The organism is Paraburkholderia sp. SG-MS1 (assembly GCF_012275575.1).
Lineage (GTDB): Bacteria > Pseudomonadota > Gammaproteobacteria > Burkholderiales > Burkholderiaceae > Paraburkholderia.
The window spans coordinates 1-20,566 of the sequence record NZ_NPIH01000234.1 but is presented as its reverse complement, the minus strand read 5'-3'; the positions used below and the strand labels follow the sequence as shown (position 1 = coordinate 20,566).

The 20,566-nt window shown below is 60.2% G+C and carries 12 protein-coding genes and 1 pseudogene; 3 read left to right on the top strand and 10 right to left on the bottom strand.

The features are described from left to right. Positions 1 to 19 precede the first annotated feature (19 nt). Positions 20 to 1,948, bottom strand: coding sequence for a putative bifunctional diguanylate cyclase/phosphodiesterase (locus CIC12_RS22120; RefSeq protein ID WP_168667002.1), 1,929 nt, complete (start codon positions 1,946 to 1,948; stop codon positions 20 to 22). A 217-nt stretch (positions 1,949 to 2,165) separates the two neighbouring features. Between CIC12_RS22120 and CIC12_RS22115 the strand changes: the two genes are divergently transcribed. After that, positions 2,166 to 3,638, top strand: coding sequence for an MFS transporter (locus CIC12_RS22115; RefSeq protein WP_168667000.1), 1,473 nt, complete (start codon positions 2,166 to 2,168; stop codon positions 3,636 to 3,638). Between the two features lie 24 nt (positions 3,639 to 3,662). Here the strand turns inward: CIC12_RS22115 and CIC12_RS22110 are convergent, their stop codons facing one another. Beyond that, positions 3,663 to 3,974: a hypothetical protein gene (locus tag CIC12_RS22110; RefSeq protein WP_168666998.1), complete on the bottom strand. Its 312-nt coding sequence runs from the start codon at positions 3,972 to 3,974 to the stop codon at positions 3,663 to 3,665. Positions 3,975 to 4,109: 135 nt separating this feature from the next. Beyond that, positions 4,110 to 5,867, bottom strand: coding sequence for a M30 family zinc metallopeptidase (locus CIC12_RS22105; protein ID WP_168666996.1), 1,758 nt, complete (start codon positions 5,865 to 5,867; stop codon positions 4,110 to 4,112). Between the two features lie 422 nt (positions 5,868 to 6,289). On the opposite strand from CIC12_RS22105, the gene CIC12_RS22100 reads away from it, so the two are divergent. After that, complete coding sequence (locus tag CIC12_RS22100; protein WP_168666994.1) at positions 6,290 to 9,724, top strand: DEAD/DEAH box helicase; 3,435 nt, start codon at positions 6,290 to 6,292, stop codon at positions 9,722 to 9,724. Between the two features lie 13 nt (positions 9,725 to 9,737). Here CIC12_RS22100 and CIC12_RS22095 read toward each other — a convergent pair whose 3' ends face one another. From CIC12_RS22095 to CIC12_RS22085, 3 genes are all read right to left on the bottom strand, one after another. Next, positions 9,738 to 10,835 (bottom strand): lactonase family protein, encoded by a 1,098-nt coding sequence (locus tag CIC12_RS22095; protein ID WP_238812806.1) that lies wholly within the window; start codon positions 10,833 to 10,835, stop codon positions 9,738 to 9,740. A 421-nt stretch (positions 10,836 to 11,256) separates the two neighbouring features. Next, the gene (locus CIC12_RS22090; RefSeq protein WP_168666990.1) at positions 11,257 to 12,204 is read right to left on the bottom strand and encodes a helix-turn-helix domain-containing protein; all 948 of its coding nucleotides are present in this window, start codon (positions 12,202 to 12,204) and stop codon (positions 11,257 to 11,259) included. A gap of 925 nt (positions 12,205 to 13,129) precedes the next feature. Next, a complete protein-coding gene (locus tag CIC12_RS22085) occupies positions 13,130 to 14,155 on the bottom strand; it encodes a porin (RefSeq protein ID WP_168666988.1) in 1,026 nt (341 codons plus the stop codon). Between the two features lie 845 nt (positions 14,156 to 15,000). Between CIC12_RS22085 and CIC12_RS22080 the strand changes: the two genes are divergently transcribed. Beyond that, complete coding sequence (locus tag CIC12_RS22080) at positions 15,001 to 15,975, top strand: hypothetical protein (RefSeq protein ID WP_168666987.1); 975 nt, start codon at positions 15,001 to 15,003, stop codon at positions 15,973 to 15,975. Positions 15,976 to 16,389: 414 nt separating this feature from the next. Here the strand turns inward: CIC12_RS22080 and CIC12_RS22075 are convergent, their stop codons facing one another. From CIC12_RS22075 to CIC12_RS22060, 4 genes and pseudogenes are all read right to left on the bottom strand, one after another. Next, positions 16,390 to 18,282, bottom strand: a complete 1,893-nt coding sequence (locus tag CIC12_RS22075; RefSeq protein WP_168666986.1) for a PD40 domain-containing protein — start codon at positions 18,280 to 18,282, stop codon at positions 16,390 to 16,392. Between the two features lie 154 nt (positions 18,283 to 18,436). Next, positions 18,437 to 19,333: a phosphate ABC transporter substrate-binding protein gene (locus CIC12_RS22070; RefSeq protein ID WP_168666985.1), complete on the bottom strand. Its 897-nt coding sequence runs from the start codon at positions 19,331 to 19,333 to the stop codon at positions 18,437 to 18,439. 184 nt (positions 19,334 to 19,517) lie between these two features. Continuing rightward, positions 19,518 to 19,708, bottom strand: a pseudogene (locus CIC12_RS22065) (thiamine pyrophosphate-binding protein); the annotation flags it as partial. Then, positions 19,708 to 20,565, bottom strand: coding sequence for an HpcH/HpaI aldolase family protein (locus CIC12_RS22060; protein WP_168665291.1), 858 nt, complete (start codon positions 20,563 to 20,565; stop codon positions 19,708 to 19,710). The gene CIC12_RS22060 and the pseudogene CIC12_RS22065, both read right to left, overlap by 1 nt. Position 20,566 lies beyond the last annotated feature (1 nt).

The following is a 20,566-nucleotide window of genomic DNA, read 5'->3' as shown; positions in this document are numbered from 1 at the left end:
GCCACCTCCATGCCGGTCTTCAGGAACGCGCGTTCACGGTCAGTTGCCCGTCGATCTGCTCGATCTCACTGCCGCGCAGCGGCTTGCCCAACAAAAAGCCCTGCGCGTGCGTGCAGCCGCACACACGCACGAAATCCAGCTGCTCCTGCGTTTCGATACCTTCTGCCGTGGTCGGCATACCGATTTCGCGAGCCAGCGCGACGATCCCGCGCACCACCGCCGCGGATTCGCGCCCGTGTACGGACTCCTTGACGAACGAGCTGTCGATCTTCAGCTTGTCGAACGAAAAACGCACGAGCGTCGACATGGTCGAGAAGCCGGTGCCGAAATCGTCGAGTGCCATGCCGATGCCTAGCGCACGCAGCCTCGCAACGTTGCGCTGCGTGACGGCATCGTCGTTCAATAGCACCGTTTCCGTGACTTCGAGGTTCAGACGCGTGGGCGGCAGCCTCGTTTTCCGAAGAATCGCCGCAACCGTCGACGCAAACGACTCCTCGCGCAACTGCACCGGCGAGACATTGACGGCGACGGCAACCTTGTCCCGCCACGTCGCAGCTTCCGTGCACGACCGCAACAAGGCCCATTCGCCCAGAGCGAGAATCAGGCCGGTGCGTTCCGCGGTCGGGATGAACGCGGACGGTGGCAGTTCGCCGCGGTTCGGATGGGTCCAGCGAATCAGCGCCTCGCGGCCGGAAATTGTGCCGTCGCTGAGATCGATGATCGGCTGATACTCCATGCGCAGGCCGTTGAACGACTTTAGCGCTCCTTCCAGGTCGCTACGCAGCAGGCTCAGGCTTTCGTCGGAAACGTGCTTGTCGGCATCAAAGATGACAAACGCGCTTTTACCGCTGCGCTTGACCGCATATAACGCACGGTCAGCACAGATCAACAATTGCGGCCCCGTCTTCGCGTGCTCCGGATAAAGCGAAACTCCCACGCTCGCGCCGATATGCACGAGCGCCTCGCTCAACACGAACGGGCGCGCAAGCGTCTTGACGATGCGGTCGGCCAGCACGCGAACGTCGCGGATCTCGCTTATACCGTCGGAAAGCGCGACGAATTCGTCACCCGCGAGGCGTCCGACCTGATCGCCGCCCGGCAGGATTTGACGCAAGCGGATCGCCGCTTCCTGAAGGATCTGATCGCCCGCGGCATGGCCGAGGCTGTCGTTGATCGCCTTGAAACCGTCCAGATCGATCAGGAGAACAGCGAACGACTGATTCTCACGCGACGCGCCCTGCCCGGTGCGCTCCAGCAGCAATTCGCTGATACGCGCGCGATTGGGCAGGCCGGTGAGGCTGTCCTGGCGGGCGAGACGGTGGGCATTTTCACGCGTCAGCAACAGGGCGACAGTGTCGCGATTGCTGCGTAGCGCCACAGTGAAGAAACCGGCGGCACAGAAAGGCGCCTGAAACAGCAGCACGAGCTTGCCGTTGCCAGGCGACATCGCCGCGCCGAGACCCAACAGGCCCAGGATGAACGAGATCTGCAGCATCGCGAGTCTGGGCGTGCCGGCATTGCGGCCGGCCAATCCGCCGATCACACCGACCGCGCAAACGTTGCCGAGCAGGAATAGCGTTGGATCTCCGCTGATATTGCACAACAACGTGCCGAAGCCGAACAGCACGCTCCACAGCAGACTCGCCAGCAAAAACGCGGAGGTCGGCGTGGGCCGATTTTGCGCGCTGCGCTTGCGGCACAGCCAGATCAACGCAAGGCGCGCGAACAGGAGCGCGACGACGGCGCTCCCCCACGCTGCATATAGCGGGATCGGATAAAGATAGAAAGCGGTGGCGCAAACGCTGATTTCGCAGATCGACGCGAATATGATCGACGGCGTTCGCGTGAATAGATGAGCGAGCAGGATTTGGCGATTTTCCGGACTCAGTTCCTGAGCGGAAGACACGACCCACTTGAAAAATGGAGACCTTGGTTCGCTAAAAGCCATGACCTGCACATTTGTCGGTTAGTGGAATTCAAACGGGGCGTGCGCAGCAATTATTACGTAAACTTCAATTACGTAGCCTCAAAATCTCAGCTTATTGCGGAAAAGAGCGCTATGCACGACGATTCCGCCCCCTGACTGCATGAGCAAATAACCAATATGGATTTGTACGGCCCGGAGGTCCAGCGTACGATGGCGCCTTTTTGCCGCTCGTCTTCGTATGTCAACTACCTTTGCGCCTACTCCGTCCGCCGTGTCCACACCCGGGCCCGCAAAGCCTGTCATCCGTTCGGCTTCTGATGTTTCCGACCTCGTCAACCGCGGCGCGGCGGCCGGAAGCGACGCGCGCATCGTCGTTGCCATCGCGCTCGGCGGCGTTTTTCTCGATGCCTATGATCTCGGCGCGCTCGCGTTCGGCCTCAAGGACGTCTCGCGCGAATTTTCGCTCACGCCTGCGGGCACGGGGCTCGTTGCGTCGGCAATTACGTTCGGCGCGATTTTCGGCGCTTTTTTCGGGGGCTTTCTCACCGACAAGATCGGCCGTTATCGCGTGTTCATGGCCGACATGTTTTTCTTCGTGGTCGCAGCGCTGGCATGCGCATTGGCGCCCAACGCCTGGGTGCTCGGAGGCGCGCGCTTCGTCATGGGACTCGGCGTGGGTATCGATCTGCCTGTCGCGATGGCTTTTCTGGCCGAGTTCTCACGCCTGTCGGGACGCGGCAACAAGGCCGCGCGTATCGCCACGTGGTGCCCCGTCTGGTATGCGGCGATCAGCATCTCATACCTGCTCGTGCTGGGCTTCTATTCGACATTGCCGGCCAGCCACTCGGGCCTGCTATGGCGTCTGATTCTCGGCTTCGGCGCGGTGCCGGCGATCATCATCATTGCTGTTCGCAGCCGATACATCAGCGAATCGCCCGTTTGGGCCGCCAATCAGGGCGACCTTGAAGGTGCAGCCCGCATTCTGAAGCGTTCGTACGGCATCGATGCGGAGGTCGCGCCGGAAGTCGCAACCATCGCCGGTCGTGCGCCCGTGCGCGCAGGTTCGTGGCGCAATTACGGCGCGCTGCTGCGCGGCGTCTATCTGCGGCGAACGGTTCTCGCGACGATCATTGGCATTGCTTCGGCTTTCGCCTATAACGCCGTCGCGTTCGGATTGCCTGTCATCATTTCGAGCTTCCTTGCACAGTCGATGCTCACGACGATTCTCGCCTCGCTCGCGCTGAATCTCTGCTTCGCTTTCGTCGGCGGCCTGATTGCGGTGCGCATCGTGCCCGCGGTCGGCGCGTGGAAGTTGACGGTACTCGGCTACGCACTGCAGTTGATCTCGCTGTTGGGCCTTGCCGTCGTGCGGCGTCCGTCGTCGATGCCCGAGGTGGTCGCAGCCGTTGCGTTGCTCGCCGTGTTCCTGCTGGGCCAAGGCATTGGACCCGGATCGCACAGCATGACCTTCGCGTCGTTGAGCTATCCGACGTCGCTGCGCGGGGTCGGCGTGGGCTTCAATCAGACGCTGATGCGCGCCAGTTCGGCCGCGTCGCTCTTTCTCTTTCCGGTGCTGGCGGCTGCGCTAAGCACGCGTGTTTTCTGGGTCATCGCGTTCGCACCGTTGTGCGGATTGCTGGCGTTGCTTGCAATTCGTTGGGAGCCGTCGGGGTATGACGTCGATGCGGAGGATTTCCGCAGCGGCGTGTGACGCCGGGGACGGGTGCTGAGTACTTCAACGCCCCGTCCCGTCATCCGCCTCCACAGCATCCACCTGAACCGCAGGCAGCCCGGAAGGCACGGCGGTCTCTCCTACCCGGCCCCTCACATGCACGGGCCGGCCCTGCAAGCGAAGCGCCGTCGCGCGCTCCACGCCTACGAGTTGCCACACCGTCTTGCCGTCGGAAACGACGGCATACGCAAACGGCTCATTGCCGCGAAGCATCAACGTACCGCGCAGATCGACCGGATCGCCGGGACGCGCCGAGCCTGCGCACGCGACACCGGCGCAAAGAACGAATGCGGACAGCAGAAGTTTTCGAAGCATAGCGGCAGCAGAGTCAAACCGTTCGTGTGCAGTGGTTATCGATTTCAATCACCCAGCAGCATGCGCGAAAAAAGCCGTCCCGGGAAGGGGACGGCTTCTTCAATCAAGCCCGCGCGATGCCGCCGCGTGACCAGGTTACTGCACGATGACCGACAGCGTCACGCCAGGCGGCAACGTCACCGTTTCCTGGTAAGTGCTCGCGACGTTCGAACGCACCACCGGGAAACTTGCGTAGCCCAATAGAATGCCCGGCGAGGCCGACGGCAGCAAACGAACCATCTTCGAAGGATCGATGGACGGCAGCGTGAAGCCACCTTCCGCCCGCGACGGGAAGCTGTACTGCGCCATGTTCGCCGCGAGCGGCACCTGAGCGCTTGCGGCGGCGGTGAAGTGGCGCAACTCCTGAGCGACGCTCGAATCCGCACGAACCTGCTTGATGGCGTCGTTCAGAATAGCCATCGACGTCGTCGCATTCTTGTCGTTCAACAAGGCCTTGTAAAACGCGAGGCCGAGTTGCCGGTTCAGGAAGCCGCCAAACGAGCCGTTGGTCGTGTAGCTGTCGCACGTCGTGTCGCCCACGTCCCACGTCGTCAGACCGCAGCTGTAGCTGCCGTGGTTGTCGTACGTCAGATAGCTGATGAAGCGGTTGTCGCGAACGGCGTTGTAGGTGGAGTCGATGTTGAAACTGACCCAGTCCTCCATCATCATCGCGGTCGTTTCTTCGAGCCACGTGTCGTACGCGTACTGCGCTCCCATCAGCATGTCGCGGCGGTAGAAGTTCTGCATGTGGGTACTTTCGTGCGCCATTACCGTCTGCATCGACTTCATGCCGGCCGCGCCGGCCAGATACAGCGTCTCCGAATCCAGATACAGCGACAGGTCCGCATTGCTGTAAGCCGTCAGCCCGCTGCCCTGGTTGACGAAGTTGTTTAGCGACCAGAAGTAGCCCACCATGCCGTACGGCTGCGCATCGTGATCGAAGTTCGCGACGACGAGGTCGACCGGTTGCGATGCGCCAATCATGCCGGCCGTGCTGACCGTGCCCCAGAAAGGACCGCCCACGCCCGTGACCATGTCGTACACGCCGCCCGTGCCCGCGTAGTTCTGCAAAAGACTGCTGACGATTGCCGGCGTGATCTTGCCCGTGCCGTATTCGGAGGTCTCGACCCAGATATTGACCTTCGTGCCGTCTGTGGTCGTGCCCACAGCCTGAAGCGTCATGTGGCGCTGCGTGTAGTCCGCCAGCCAGAAGTCGCGTGTATCGCCGATGGTGTAGGTCACCACCGAGCGCTGCACGCGGCCGACGATGTCAGCGGTCAAACCCGAAGCAGCCGACGAAGCCGCGCTCGGCTGCACGAGCGTCTTCCAGCCGGTCGCGTTGAATTCGTGAATCCTTTGCGCGAGCGGGTCTTCTCCGCCTGTCGATGCCCCCGAAGCCTGCGCCTTCATGGAAACGACATCGGCCGCCGGAGCCGCCACGCTGGCGTTGAAGGCCACCGGGGTTGCCAGCTCATTGGTGAAAACGAGCGTGACGTTGCGGCCCGTCGTGCCTTTGAGCGACACATTGACGGTGTCGGGCTGCGCGCCCGTGTTGAGCGCTTGCCACAGGCCCAGGCCGCTACCCGTGTAGGTCGAGTCATCGGCCGCGCCGCAGTTCGAGCAGGCCGCGTGCAGTTGGCCGTCGTCAGTCGGTGTTTGGGTGATGACTGGTGTGTTGCCTGCGGTGTTCGTGCCTGTGTTGGTGTTCGTGCCGTTGCTCGTGTTCGTGCCAGTGTTGGCCGGGCCGTTCGTGCCGCTGTCACCGTCGCCCCCTCCGCCGCACGCAGCCAGAGTCGCTGCCAGAGAGAGCGCAACGATGACCCCGACAGCCGATTTCCCTCGCTTGATACGCATATTCTTTTTCTCCACTACCGGTTTAGTGCCTTTTGAAACTTCTTGGCGTGTTGTGCGCCGGCTTGAGGTGACCTTCAGACACGCGCAAAAACACACCGTCTGTTATCGGCAAAAAGATGTGGAAATTTAGAGTAATGAATTCGACTTAATTCAAATTGCCGCTTTTTTCCGCAGCAGGCGGCTGGAACCAGCAAATAGCATTCGGTCGACGCCGCTCGGCAGACAAGAGCGGCTTACATAGCTGCCTGCTTAACCGCGCCCTCTTTTATATGCCAAACGGATTAAAAAGTTCTGGTCGGCCATACGCATAGCTGTATTCCAGACCGGAAAAAGCCGTACCTCCATTTGCCACGCGCAGTTGTTGTTCTGCAAATGCGCCTATGATACGAAGCTATTGTGCTCAACATGAATCAGAAAACGGCATGAACGAATCCCAACGCTTTCGCGATATCCTCGACTATTGGCATAAGGTCGAGTTCTTCATCCCATTCGATCTCAAGCAGGTGTTCGACAAAGCCGACGAGGGCGCCCTCAAGTGGTTACGCCCAGCCGACCTGGCAAAAGGCGCGTTCTCGCATTGGCAAATCAAAGTGCCTGAAGGGCGCGAACTGCTGGGATTCCGGCTTTATTTCGGCATCTTCGAGATGCAGGCAATCGCGGATTTCGCCACTAGTCTGCCCACGCTGCTTCAGACCAACGCCACAGAAGATGAAGAGCGTGCGGATCTGGACGGGCAGTCGTGTTTCGCTCGCTTGAATCTCAATGCGCAGGGGCAGCCCCTTTTCGATCCCTTGTCGATATCGACAGTGCCATGGGCGTTAGGGACGGCGTCGAAAAGCGGGTTGAACGCACTCAGCGCGTCGGCATTCGACGCAGCCCGGCGCGATCTGTCCGACAGGTTGTTCAATTACGAGTCCGACCGCTTGAGAAAGCGATCCGCGCCGGACGACGCATCGAAACCGATGCCGCTGACCGGCGAAGAACTTTTGTCCCTGCACGCGTTACTCGTGGACTGGTCCGGTTTCGAGCCCTCGGCGGATTTGCCGGTGGCGCTGCTCGAAATCGTGACTAAAGAGGAAAAGAAGAACAATAAGCGGCCCGCGCCTCGACACGATGTCGAGAAGAATGCCGTGGCCACTCCGCAAGGGGAATTGTCGACCGTCTCCGAGTCCAGCGACGAAAATGAAGACGAGGATGAAGACGACACGGCAGCCGATGAACCAAGCATCGACATACTCAATAGCTTCTATATCGAAGATATCGAGCGTTGCATCGCATCGATCGTACAAGGCGATATACCGACGACGATACGCGCCTATCTCTCGCCCGGCGATACGCAGCATCGCGTCGACCTGTATAGCGATGCGGGCCGCGCGACAATCGTCGACGCGCTGCATCCCGCGAAGATGAACGCTGGCCATTGGCCTGAAGATTCGTTGCGCAAGATGAGCCTGATGCAGCAGTTCGCCATCAATACGGCTTTTGACCAGTTGAGAGCCGCAGGCCTGTTCTCCGTGAACGGACCGCCTGGAACTGGCAAGACGACGCTGTTGCGGGACATGATTTCCGAGAACCTCGTGCGACGCGCGAGGCAACTGGCCGCACTGAAGGATGCGGCAGATGCATTCAGCGGCGGCAAGATCAAAGTCCCGTTTACGGACGGCAACCCGGCAACGGTTCGCCGGCTTCGCCCGGAGTTGACGGGGTTCGAGATGGTCGTCGCGTCATCGAACAATGCGGCGGTCGAGAACATTTCGATAGATTTGCCCAAGCGCAAACAATTGGGTGACGCGTGGCAAAGCGTTCGGTATCTGCAACCGGTCGCGTACAAGATAGCGGCGCAAACCGGAGAGAAGAGCTTCGCGAAACTCAAGCCGAAAGACACGCCATGGGGATTGATTTCCTGCGCGCTCGGCAATACGAAAAATCGCCGGCGTTTCCGCGAGCGTTTTTTTGACGACAAACGTCCGGCCAACGAACGCGGCGGACCGGCCGATCCCCATGCCATTTGGGACTGGATCAAGCACTACTCGGGACCGGATTTCGCGTCGGCGCAACGCGCATTTCTCGAAGCGGATGCGGCAGTCCAGAGAGCACTTGCTGAACGCTTGCGCTATGGCGAGTTGCATTCCGCGTGGTCCGGCGTGTCGGTAGAGCAGTTCACGAGCGCCGCAGCGGATGCTCTGGCCGAAGTCGGCCGCCTTGCACACAAGGCGGCAATAGCGAAACAGCAATGCGATGCTGCACTAAGCGAGGCCGACACCACGCTAGGCGACTTGAAGGAAGAAGAGCGCCTTCTCGACCGGGCGAGGCCGGGACGTCTTGCCAGGCTATTGCGCAGCGAAGCGGCGCGCACGCATGCGGCGAATGTCGCCAGCAACGCGCACGCGCAGATCGAGGCGCGGCGCAATCATAGCCAATGCCGTGCAGCGGCGACTGCCGCAGCGCAAGCCGTACGCCGCGAAGAATCACGGGTGGCGCTTGCGAAGGCGGCGTTGTCCACTGCCCAGGCAACATGGCAAAGCAACCAGGCGGAACTCGCCGATTGCCAGACGCGCTTCGCCAAGACGAGCTTGCCGGGTGCGCTCGACCTGATCGAAACGGATGAGGTCCAGCAAAACGGGTTCTGGCAAGATCCGGACCTTGCGCATTTGCGTTCCGACCTTTTCGTGAAATCGCTTGCCTTACACGAAGCATGGCTCGCGGAAGTCGCGAAGACCGGTGGCCTGGGTTTCGGCGGCAATCTGTTTGCAATCGGTAAACTGCTTGGCGGACGGCGTCTCGAGAATCCCGCCGACGCCGGGCTGATCTGGCAAAGCCTGTTCATGGTGGTGCCGGTCGTATCGACAACGTTCGCTTCGTTCGCACGGCAGTTCCATGGAATGGGACCGCGCTCGATCGGCTGGCTGTTCATCGACGAAGCCGGGCAGGCGGTTCCGCAGGCCGCCGTCGGCGCACTTTGGCGTGCTCAGCGTGCGATGGTGGTGGGCGACCCGCTGCAAATCGAGCCGGTGTTCACGGTGCCGTCCCGGCTGATCGGCGCATTGGCGGACCTCTCGCCGCATACGGCGGACGGACGCTGCTCACCGGCGAAAGTATCGGCTCAGCGTCTCGCGGACGATGCCAATCCGTACGGCACGTACGTCACGGCGGATGGAGAAGAGCGGCTGTGGATCGGCAGTCCGCTGCGCGTGCATCGGCGTTGTGTGTACCCGATGTTCCCCATCGCAAACCGGATCGCCTATCGCGGCAAGATGGTGTATGGACTCGACTCCGAGCTGCCGCCGGACGATCGCCTCGACCTCGGCGCGAGTGCATGGATCGATGTGCGAGGCAAGACATCGGCAAAACAGGTCGTGCCGGCACAGATCGACGCCGTGGTCAGGTTGATTACGCTGCTCTATTCAAGGTCTGGCGCGCTGCCCCCGCTCTATGTGATTTCACCATTCAAGGCGATCAGGAAAGAACTGCTGGCGCGTCTGCGCAAACTCGACTGGCAAGCCGGTGTGAGCGGGCGGGCGCCGACGAAGAAAGATTTCGGTCAGTGGTGCCGCGACCGGATTGGCACCGTACACACGTTCCAGGGCAGGGAAGAGAGTGTCGTGATCTTCGTTCTCGGCGCGGATCACGATCGCGCAGGATCGGCCGATTGGGCATCGGCTAAACCGAATCTTTTGAACGTGGCCGTGACCCGCGCACAACATCGGATTTTTATCGTGGGGGACGCGTCGCTGTGGGGTACGAAGAAACACTTCGATGTCGCCCTGGCGCAGTTGGGTCTGCCAATCCCGGCGGAGCAATGGCTTGCACGGGTCGCGGAGGCGACAGATTCCGACCGCGAGAATGCATTGGTATAAGCGCCTGGGCTCCTCACTTCACAAAAGCAACGCTGGTCGGAGACGGTATGTCTGCTGATTGCCCGGTATCCGAGATCATGCCCGATTCCCGATCGATACCGAAGACATTCACTTTGCCGCTACGTTGATTGGCAACCAGCAGCCATTTGCCTGATGAGTCGATAGCCAGTCCCCACGGCTTCTCGCCGCCCGAGGCAATGCGCTGAACGAAAGCAAGCTCGCCCGATTGCGGGTCGACGCGATAGACGACCAGCGCATTCTCTCCGCGATCCCCGACGTAGAGAAAGCGCCCGTCATGGCTGAGCGCAAGTTCGGCGCCGCTCTTCACGCCCTGAAAGTCCTGACTGCTGGTCGGCAACGATTGCATCAGCGTCAATTGCCCTTTCGACGCATCCCAGCGCAGAACCATGATCTCCGCGCTCAATTCGGTCAGCAGATAAACGAACCGGCCGTCCAAACTGAACGCGATATGGCGCGGACCACTGCCCGGCGGCGCGACGAAGGCGTGTGAGATTGGCGCATCGTCCTGTGACAGGACGCGCGTTTGCCGGTCGAAACGATAAATGAACACACGATCGGCGCCGAGATCGGGAACGAGTGCGTAGCGGCCGGACGGATCGATTGCGACGCTGTGCGCATGCGCGCTCGCCTGGCGCCGGTTCGGCCCTGACCCGGTCTCCGCGAGCGTCGAGACGAGCGGCCCAGTACTGCCGTCCCGATTGACCGCAACGCTCGAGACGGAGCCGCTGTTGTAATTCGCGCCGAGCAGGGTCATCGACGGGATATCGAATCGCAGGAACGTGGTTCCATGTCCGCCCGTCAGTGACGCATTGATCCGGGTGAGCGCGCCGTTCTCGCGATCTACGGCGTAGGCCGTGATGCTTCCTTCTTTGGTGGCGTCGTCATCGACGGCGTAGAGGATCGGCAGCGTTGGGTGTGCCTCGACCCACGTGGATTTCAGCCCTTGGGCAGCCGGGCCGAGCGCCGTCAGTTTGCCGGTAACTGTATCGAAGCGCAGGGTGCCAATCTGGCTCTGCATCGTGCCGACGTAGACGAATTCCGTCTGCTCGGGTGTTGTTAGTGTGGCCGCACGAACGCGGATGCCGACCATGCCTGCTGATATAGTCAAAGCGATAAGCCCCGTCGCCATGCCATACCGCACTACGCCATTTCTCCGGAACAACCGCGTCATATTCGATTTGATTAGAGGCACAGAGTGTGAGACGAATGAATGCTACTTGCGCGGCGGGACTGACGGCTAACAAATAGACGGTCACTCAGGATGTCGTTCAACGGCGAGCCGTGGTTCGCGTGTCGCCGACGGGAAGACCAGACCAAGGGTAGGTGATTCGCCGCGGGACGTCCCTGCACAAAAGTCGGATTCGCCGGTACTTTTTAATTCAATCAAGCACGGTACCGAATCCGGCATTCAGCATGAGACGTCAAGCAGAAAGAGCGGAGGTCGCCAAGGCGCCTAACGCCACGCGGATATTCGACAAGCTATCCTGAACCCGTCAGCGTGACTACTGCATCTACTGCGGGAGAACCTTGCGATCGGCCTGTTGTCGCGACGCGGCGCGAAACTGGCTGGGTGCCTGGCCGACCTCTCTGCGGAAGAATCGCGTAAAGTACGCGGCGTCCGCGAAGCCGAGTCCAAAGGCAATCTGCTCCACCGACATGTCCCCGAAAATGAGGCTGCGCTTTGCCTCCGCGATAATGCGCGCGTGAATCATCTTGGTAGGGCTCTGCTCGGCCGCGGAAGCACAGGCTGCGCGCAGCTGCACGAGCGACATCGCCATCATCGACGCGTAGTCCTGCAGTGGCAAATTCTCCCGGTAATGCTCGTCGATCAGTTTCCGGAAGCGGTCTACCAGGCGGATATCGTTGCGCGTCGCGCCTTCGTTGCCGTGTTGTTGTTCCAGACGCGCTTCACGGACCAGCATGAGCAGGAGCGTCGTGAGCAGCGCTTCCGTGCCCACCACATGCCCGATTGCGTCGGATTCGACCTCTTGCTTGAGGCTGTTGATCACGCTGTAGAACTCCATTCCTGCTTCGGCGGAATAGCAGAGCGGAATCATTCGCGGCAACGCCCACAGCGAAATGAATTCGCGGAGCTTGGCGTTGACCTGTGTCAGATAGGCCACCTCGATCGTCACGACCCATCTGTCGACATCGACCTCGTAGTCGAGGCCGTGAACGCACTCGGTCGGTAACAGCAGCGCGCAAGGGCCTTCAAATGGCACGCGGCTACCTTCGAGATTCATGACACCGCGTCCGCTGCGAACGAATATCACCTGACCGTAGGCAGGATGCGCGTGGGGCTCCGTTCGCCAGCGACCCCGGTCGGTCACGTGACCGACATGCACGAACCAGTTCTTTTCCTCAGGTTGCTCCACATACAGGCGGACCTTGGGAACCGTCGTTCGCTTCACTTTCGGGGCCGATCTGGATTGATACTTTGCCACGGCACTGTGCGTCATAAAGTCTCCTTGGCGGCCGAACCGATTCGATCGCGGCCGTCCTTGAATTTCCGGCCTTACGCAGAATATCTCTGGCGTTGGTTCCGACTGGGCCATATTTTTTTGACCGGGCGACGGCAGATCGTCTGCACCGCATCGTCAGTCAGTTGTATCTTTCACGATCCGTGGCTTGTGAGCGATGTCTCTGCACACGGAGTCCACGATTTATTTGTCGATGTTGCCACAGTCGCGCCGCGCATGCGTTCAACCACGCAGCAATACTTGCCGAAGCTGCTGCCGTGTCCAGCGCATCGGCAAGCAATCACGAAATGGATGCTGTGCGCCTTTGGTCGTGGCCGAGCCACGCGAAAGCGGTCGCCGCGAGCGGGGTAGAAGGACGGTGGTTTCTGAAGTAGTCGCGTGACATTGCGATGGTTGGCGCCGGCCGGAATCGCGGCCACGGAGATTTGCCAGAGGCCAGAAGAGATAGGGCCGTGGTCCGCTCGCGTCACCCGTTCGCCTGCACGAACGACATGCAGGCGGATGCGGCCCGGTGCAACACCGGCTTGCACGCCGCCCTGCTGAAGGGCAAGAGTTCCAAGGGCAGCAACGACGGTTTGAGGCGTGACCACAATTCATCATCCAGAATCGGCGTGCACCTCGATCTGACGTTCGTCGTTCGCCAGTCGAGGTCAACAGCTCGGCCCCGGAGAGCAGCGCTCTGGGGGGCCCTAAAAAATCGTCTCTACGTTCGTTTTCTCACATTGAAAATCCGCTCAGGACTGGAGAACATACCTAACGAAGTTCTCGCTGTGCCGAACGGATGCATCGTAGCACCCGCGGAGCGTCGGCAAAACAACGCCAATTTTTCCATACATTTCCGGGAATAGCGGCCTGCGATTTACCCGAACATCGATGCCGGCCCGGCGAGGCCGGCGCTCGCGCATCAGAACCGATGCAGCATTCCGACTATGACCCCGCGCGTGTTGGCGCCTGGCGCGACCGCAATACCGGTATACCCGGTGCCGTTGAGGGTAAAGCGCGCCTGATTCCGATTTTCGATGAAGCCTGCGGAACCGTAAAGGGTCGTCATCTTCGAGAGGGAGTACGAGTAGGTCAGGCCCACCTGCTGTGCATTGTTCCCCTGACCACTGCGATCGTGTGCGTAACCATACATGAGTGAAAGCTGGTCGGCGGGACTGAACGAGTACGAACCCGATACTTCATAGACGTCGCGCTTCACGCTGTTGTCGGTCTGACGCTCCGTGTGATACGCCAGATAGAAACGGGCGGCCCCTATTCCCACCGATCCGCCCGCGTTGAAAATTTTCAGCGTCGAGGTTCCTGCCGCATTGTCTGCCTGCTCATAACCCGCTGCCACGCGGAATGGTCCATTCACGTAGCGCACGGCCGCGTTATAGAACTGCAGCCCGTTGCTCGGCCTGGTCGTCGCATCCCGCATCGCGACCATGAACTGCGCGCTCAAGCCGTAGACAGTCGGCGTGAAATAGGAGATCGCGTTGTTGACCCGAACGGTCAGACTGTTGAAATTATTCATGGGCGACCCGATGCTCATGACCGCCACCGGGTCGAGTTCAGGGTTCATGAACATGTATTGAGGCGTGTTTTGCAGCCCGAAACGCGCCTCACCGAAACCGCCGGACACCCCTACCCATGCCTGGCGATTGAAGGCGGCGGCCGCGTTCGAGGCCGCCCCTGTGACGCCAGAAAAGCCTTGCTCCAACTGAAAGTTGATCTTGAGGCCGCCGCCGATTTCCTCGCTGCCCTTCAGGCCGTATCGGCTTGCAAAGAGCCCACCGGATACCGCGCGCACCACGGCTCCCGCGCCAGAATTCTGATACTCCAGACCGTTGTCGACAATGCCGTACAGCGTGACCGACGACTGAGCGTGTGCGGTGCTAAACGTCCAGGCCGATGCAACGCCTGACACAAGAGCGATCAACTTTTTCATTCCGTCTCCGAATCAATATGTAGTTTTTAATTTCATCGTTCAGCGGTTCGAGTCAGGACACTCGATAAATCCGCAGTTCCGTGCGCACGCCCGATGGGGGGCGGCGTCAAGGTGCGTGCTCGGCGCATTTGCGAGTCAGGCGTTCCAGTCTGTAAGGACAACGCACGGCGGGGAGATGACGCGGAGTGCGCCCACCCTGGATCCGATGCGTCAACGCGAATGGTCCACTCATTGCGCAGGCGCAAGGAAGCAGCGGAGTCACGGTCTGTGATGGCGATCGGCGTGTACGCCACTCCGCGTTCAGCGGCGCACTCAAAGAATCAGTTCGGCGCCGTATCGATAGCGACTACCACTTGCCCGTTCGCCGACACCGGCGCGGGCACCGCACCATCTCAGGCGCCTTGCGTTGAACTGCTTTTCGCTGTGGACATCAAGGTCGCAAACCGGCGGAATGCTCAGAAAAGGCGATCCTCAAGGGGGCTCATTGTCAATTTCGTCTCCGTTGAATTTCTTTCTCAGTGGGTCGGGCGAGTCTTTCGTCGCCGCACACCCTGTCTTGTAGGAGCAAGAATATTTGATGCTCAAGCATGCGTCCCTACACAAAAAGTCGATTCACTGGCATTTTTTTCTGCAGCAGCGACACGCAAGGCGTCGCCAGCTCGCTTGCGCCTGCAAAAAATGCCAGCGAATCTAACTTTTGTGTAAAGGCAGACGGTCGGCCATCCAATACCATTCCTCACCGATCGACCTCAATCCCATTTCGACGGAGACATACAGAACATCTTCAATAAGGTGCGCAGCGCCAAGTGTAGTCGGGGCTGATAAAAAACAATATGGATGGAGACATGAAAAAATTTTCGATAGCTGTGCGCGAGCCGCTTCTCGGTATCGCCATGTTCTGCTGCTTGAGCGAATTCAGTTATGCGGAGGTGTTCAGCCCACCGAATGCCTCCGTTCCCCAGCAATCCCAACCAACCCAGACGAATAGCACCGCTCCGCTCACTGCTCCGGATCTGAAATCGGGAGAACAAATCGGTGCACCGCCCGTCTCGTGGAACGACACCTATATCGGCTACCGCTACGGCAGCAATTTCCACTACCCTGGCGTTCCCGACAAGGTCGCGCAAAACATCGGCTATCTCACGACTACCGGTGGCTTCAGATTCGGTAGCTATGCGTTCAATGTCGACTACATCATCTCGAACTCAGCGAATCCGGAAGCTGGCGGCCCTTCCTCCGGTGGCGCACAAGAGTTGTATAGCATCGGCCGCGTGACGTTGAGCGCGGGCAAAATCCTCGGAAGGCCGGTCGGTATCGGCATCATTCGGGATGTGGGCCTGACAGGCGGCTACGAAATCGGCACGAAGAACGACGCTTACGCGCAGCGAGCACGAATGCTCGTTTTCGGTCCGACTCTCGAATTCGCGCTGCCGCGGGGGTTCCTGAATCTGACTGCGGGCCTGAGAACCGAAAGCAACCACAACGGCATCGTCGGCGTCGACGTGCACTACAACACGGCTTGGCACGTCGAAAGTTCATGGCTCTTCCCGTTCCGGGCAGGTCCGGTGCCATTGATGTTTCGCGGCTTCGCGAGCGTGACCGGACCGAAAGGAAAAGACGGCTTCGGCGTCGAGACCACAACGGAATTTCTCACACGGGTCTCGCTGCTGGCCGATCTTGGTTCGTTCGCTGGTCATCCGCGAACTATTTATGCTGGCGTCGGCTACGAATACTGGTACCACATGTATGGCTCGCCGACTCGTGAAACGGTCAGCACGATAACGTCCGCACCCATGGTGATAGCCGAAATTCATTTCTGATCGGCACGCCTGTAACACTTACTCACTGGCGATCCATTCAACCGGTCGCCAGTGAGCGTTTCAAAGCACGCCTCGAAATGGGTTCTCTTTCACGTGGGCGATTGCTGAAGTTCCTTCACCTACGCCGCATTATTGAATACGAGCATGTAGCTTGGTATTCACTTCTATTCCCTATTCTTCGCCCATGCAGAACCCGGTTCTCGAGATTTCATCTTTCAGATAATTTGCTGAAGCTGTTTCCTTCACTGGCTCAACGAATCAGATTGACGGCTTCTTAGGATAGCGTTCCTTTTCTACATGGGATCGGCGACAAGCGCAAAGTACAGCCGTCGCGTGCCCACTCATTCATTTCGTTGCGCAATAAAAAGCGCCGTGCTTTTGCACGGCGCCTCTCACACTAGTGCAGCACCCGGATCAAGGGTTGGGAATGTATAACGGCATCGCCTCCTCCCACAACGTATCCGTGATCGCATGCTGTTCGGTTCCGTCCGCATTCATCACCCAGTTCTGGCCGTCGGGCTGGAAGCTGTTGTCGTACAGCGCGAGTTCATCCCGGAAGCCATAGGTGCCTGAACTGTAGCCGATCTTGCCATCCCAGGTCCACACGGCATGCCCCTGGTTTGATCCATCCGAAGTCAGACGGACCAGACCCGTGCCATCAGGCTTGATCGTGAACACGTCATAGTTGAATTTGTTCGGATCGGTCGGGTTGATCAGCTTGCGCGTGAACACGATCCTGCTGCCATCCGGTGACCAGCCCGGCAGGTTGTCCGCGTCGGTCGTCAGCACCGTCGTCTTGCGCGTATCCAGGTCGAGAATGCGCAGGCCCTGCACCTTGGGGCTCCACACGCGGTACACGAGCTTCTTGCCATCCGGCGAATAGCTCGGGAAGCCCGCATTGATCGAATCGTCCGTCAGGAACTCCGGATGGCCGTCCATGCTGCCGTCCGCCTTGATCCGCGCAATCCGGCCCGGACCCGCGCCGCGCGTGAAGAACCAGTCGCCCACGCCAAAAGCCACCCACTCGCGATTCGGTGACCACGTCGGCTGGAACGCCCCCGCCAGGCCCTTCTTAACCATGTCCGGGGTCAGGCCACTCGTTGCCGCATCATAGATGCGCGTGTAGCCGGAGAAATCCGGGTTGATGGTGGCAATGGACGAGTTCATCGCCTTTTCCGTGTACACGAGCTTCTTGCGATCCGCCGACAGTTGCGGGAATACGTCGATGTAGCGGTAGTCCCACGCGGGGTCGAAGCTGAACATCGGCATTCCATTCGGATGCGCGGGCCGCATCGTGATCTTTTCATAGACCATTCGCGTGCCGTCGGACGAATAGCGCGGCGAGCGAATGCCCGTATCCGCCGTCGATCGGAAAGTCCCGGCGGTGGTGTAGATGCCCTCGGTCTGGCCGCCCTTCACGTGATACGCGACGTTGGTGTCCGTCAGATATTGCGGGAACACCTTGAAGCCGGGCGTCGACGTCAACGTGGTCTTCGCGAGCGTGGACAACTCGACCGACACCAGTTGCGAGCTGACGGAGTTGATCCCTTCCGGACGATGTGCACCCCACGTCGACTCAACCGGCGTTTCATAGAAAACGACGCGCTTGCCGTCCGGCGACCAGGAGGGGGAACCCTCGTCAAAACCGGGATGGCTGGCAATCTTCTTCCAGCCGGAGCCATCGGGCCTGATGACGTAGATGCTGCTTTCCTGCGTACGCTCCCAGCCAACCGGCAGATTGTGGCCGCGCCAATCGGAACCGATGTCGGATGACAGGGCAAGCCATTTGCCGTCCGGAGACCACGTCGGCCGGAAGTAGCTATGCGGTTTGCTCGGATCGAATTTCAGCGAACCGGTGACGTTCTTCAACGCGCCAGTCGCAATGTTCAGCGTCCAGATATTGGTCGTGCCGAATTCTTTCGCGCCGCGGCGTGAAGAGACGAATGCGATGACGTTAGGGTCGGTCGGCGAAAAGACGGCGGCATCGTCGACTGCAATGTGATGGGTGAGTTGCGTCAGGTCCGAGCCGTCCGCTTTGACGCGATAGAGATTCGACTGGCCGAGGCCATCGCGCTCGGATGTGAAGACGATCCACTGTGCGTCTTTCGAAAAAGAAGCGTGATAGTCGAAACCCGGAGTCGGCAGCAACTTGTGTTCGTCCGTACCGTCCGCATTCGCGACGTACAACTCGGACGTCACTGGGCCGACGCGATTGAGAAGCGCCGTGCCTTCGGTCGCCGCTTGCGCGCTCGCGCAAATGAAAATCCAGGTGCCCCCGATGACTGAATAAGCCAGGCGCTTCTTCACAGATGATGTCAGATACACAGCGAATTGCCTCCATTAATTATGCGTAGGTAAGCGGCGTGAAACCGCTCAACCGCTTCTGCGCCGCTATTCCCGGCTGCGCGTGATGTGCTCGTTTCAACTTTTGCTTCGCGTGCGCTGCGCCTGCTTCCTTCGTTTACCCGAGGCTGCCCGTCACATCGTCGAACAGTTCATCGACCGACAGACGGCGTGCAATGATCTTCTGATCGAGCGCCCAGTCGATCGCCAGTTGCAGACCTTTGCGGTTCGCCTCCAGCCCGATCGGCGGAAACACCGCAGGCACCCCTTCAGCGAGCTCACGGCTTTCGACGATCATCCGGTACAGCTCCCGCACCACATCCGGGCGCTGCTTCGAGATGTCCTCGTGCACCACGAACATGTGATTGATCGGCACCACGTTCTCCCGTGCGAACCAGTCTTTCGCCGCCGCCTGCGCATTCGGCACCAGCGTGCGGACCCGCTCGTCCTTCGGCATGTCTTCACCGAGCAGCGCAGCGGCCAGTTCCCCCTTGAGCATCATCTCGGGAATCGACGAACCCGCCGGCAGACGCTCGCAGTTCTCCGGGTCGCGGTACTCCGCGAGATGCCCGTCACCGAGCGTCATCCACGTCACTTTGTCGAGATCGACCCCGTATTCGTGGCGCAGAATGCCGCGAATCCACAGCGCGGTGGTCTGCGTGTAGGTGCGAACACCGACCTTCCGGCCTTCGATATCCTTCGGATCGAGGTGGCCGAAGTCGATGTTGAAACCCGCGCAATGATGCTGGAAGCGCCCGGAAACCGGCGTCGGCAACAAGATGTACGGCTTGCCATACGCCCTGGCCTGCAGGAACGTGACGATCGCCAGTTCGCCCGCGTCGAATTTGTTCTCGCGCACCATCGCCTTGAAGCCGTTATGGGCCGGCGTCGGTCCGCAATAGTCGAGCTTCACGATGTCCGACGCCACGCGGCCGTCCTTCATCGCCTTCGTGACCGGATAGTCGGCCAGATTGGTGCGCAACGTGGGTACTTCAGTCAGGGTCGTCGTTGTCATTGATGTGCGTCCTTATGCTTGAATGGGGTTAAAGCCTCACCTCGATGAGGCACGGACCGGCCTCGTTCACCGAGTCCGCCATCGCCTGATGGAAGGCTTCGGCCGTGTCGACGGCGACGGCGCGCACGCCCATGCCCTGCGCCATCGCCAGCCAGTCGATACGCGGGCGATCGATATCGATCACGGGCTTGCCTTTCATCCGGTAATAGCCGTCCGCTGCGCCTGTGCAGACGCCTTCGAACAGACACAGGACGCTGCGCATCTGCGGGTTCTCCAGCGCCTTCAGGAAGTGCATCTCCGAGGTGCCGGGTTCGCGAGCCAGACGTCGACGCCCTGAGCGGTAAGCGTCCGGACCAGGCTTGCGGCTCCGTTCATCAGTATCCCGCCAGCTCGCGCGCCGCGCCGACCACGCCATAGCTGCGCTGCGGCGCCGACATCAGGAAGCGGTAGCCTTCCTTGAGCAGTCGCTCGTGATTCTTCGCGGTGGTGTGCGGATTGCCGACCACCACGTTGTGCTTGTGGCAGGTCTCGACGATCTGGCGCATTGCGTCGAGCACTTCGGGATGTTCGTACTGACGCGGAAAGCCGAGCTCCTGGCTCAGGTCGCCTTCACCGATCAGGATGAAGCCGATGCCGGGCACGTTCGAGAGGATGTCGTCGAGGTTGCCGATCGCCTCGGTGCTTTCGCACATCAGGCCGACGAGAATCTCGCCTTCCGGAGCCAGCGGCCATACGTCGGCTTTCCTGTAGTAATCGGCCATGCTCAAACCCCAGTAGCGTGCGGCCGTGGCGGGGCCATCGCCGCGCACACCTTTGGGCTCATATAGCGGCGCGTTTTTCGGGCGCGCATAGCGGCACGAGGCCACCGCGTTACAGGCCTGCTCCACCGTCGCCACGTGCGGCCACACCACGCCGTAGGCGCCGCGATCGAGCACCTGCTTGGCGAACGCCTGATTCATCTCCACACCGTTGGACGGAATGCGGGCAATTGGCGTCACGCGCGGTGCGACTGAACCGGACTCGGCAATCTGCTTGCGGTTGAGCATGTACTGCAATGCATCGCCGAGCGCCGAGACGTCGTACGGGTTGTGCTCCATTTCGAAGACGATGCCGTCATACGGCGCATCGCTCATCTCGATGGCGCTCTGCTTGTCCAGTTTCGAAAACGCGGTGAAGGCGGGCTTGCCGGATTCGAATGCGCGGATGATGCTGTTGAGGCGGGTGTCGCTCATG